Source organism: Ruegeria sp. AP12, from assembly GCF_056540025.1.
In genome coordinates this window covers 1-1,328 of the sequence record NZ_JBQFVZ010000066.1, presented here as the reverse complement: position 1 = coordinate 1,328, position 1,328 = coordinate 1, and the positions used below count along the sequence as shown (strand labels likewise).

Sequence of the window (1,328 nt, the reverse complement as noted above, 5' to 3'; positions counted from 1 at the left end):
TGTTGTTCAGCCGCACGCAGGATCTGGCCGGGGTCACCACGGTGGCCTCGGCCAACTATGCGGGGGGCCGCAAAGTGGCCGAGATTCTGTTGGCCGCTGGGCATAAGCGTATCGCCTATATCGCGGGTTGGCAGGGCGCCTCAACCCAGCGCGACCGCGAGGCCGGGTTCCGTGCGGCCCTGGCCGAAGGCGGGCAGGACGTGTTCGCCCATGATGTCGGAGATTTCCACACCGAAAACGCCCGGGCCGCCGCCCGCCGGATGTTTGATGTTGCCCCCGGTAAAAGGCCCGACGCGGTATTTGTGGCCAATGATCACATGGCTTTGGCCGTGATGGACGTGATCCGCTTCGAATTGGGTCTGCGTGTGCCCGAGGATGTTTCGGTCATCGGCTATGACGACGTGCCGCCCGCCGGGTGGCCTGCCTACAACCTGACGACGATCCGCCAGCGCGCAAATCTGATGGTGGCTGAAACCGTCACCGCATTGCTTGACCATATCGACACCCCGGCCACGGCCGAACCACGCAAAGTGGCTATTGACGGGCCGCTGATCGTGCGGACCTCGGCGCGTTTGCCGAAGGGGTGGAAACCACAAAGGACCGAGACATGAAGGGCTTTGATCCGAAATTCCGGGATTTTCCGGACTACATCATCGGGATCACCAAAGAGATCTGGGAAGATCGCGGCATCGCCACGCTGCATGACTATTACAGCAAGGATATCGTCGTGCGCTCGCCCGGGTCGGTGGTGCTGGGCAACCAGAACGTCATCGGCGCGACCATGGCGACGCTGGCCGAATTTCCGGATCGGCAGTTGTTAGGCGAGGATGTGATCTGGTCCGGTACCCCCGAAGAAGGGATGCTGAGTTCTCACCGTATCATCTCAACGGCCACGCATCTGGCCGAGGGTGTTTACGGCAAGCCAACGGGAACAAAACTGCGCTATCGGATTCTGGCCGATTGCCACGCCATCAACAATCAGATCAACGACGAATGGCTCATCCGCGATCAGGGTGCCATCGTCCGCCAGATGGGATGGGATCCAAAGGATTATGCCGCCGATCTGATTACCCGCGAGGGTGGCCCGGAATCCTGTGTCAAACCCCTAACCCCCAAAATCGATCAGCCGGGACCATACAAGGCCCGTGGAAACGACAACGAGTGGGGCCAACGCTACGCCGACATTCTGACCCGGATCATGAATGCAGACATGGGTGCGATCGAGTCCGAGTATGACCGGGCCGTCCAGTCGGAATATGTGGGCGGCGTGACCGGACATGGCTGGGATTCGGTCGACCGTTTCTGGATGGGCCTGCGGGCGAGTTTCC

The 1,328-nt window shown here is 60.9% G+C and carries 2 protein-coding genes; both read left to right on the top strand.

Features of this window, described 5'->3' with window-relative positions:
* A partial coding sequence (locus tag ACR0E6_RS21230; protein ID WP_480587033.1) for a substrate-binding domain-containing protein occupies positions 1–611 on the top strand: 611 nt, incomplete at its 5' end.
* A partial coding sequence (locus tag ACR0E6_RS21225) for an ester cyclase (RefSeq protein ID WP_480587029.1) occupies positions 608–1,328 on the top strand: 721 nt, incomplete at its 3' end. The genes ACR0E6_RS21230 and ACR0E6_RS21225, both read left to right, overlap by 4 nt.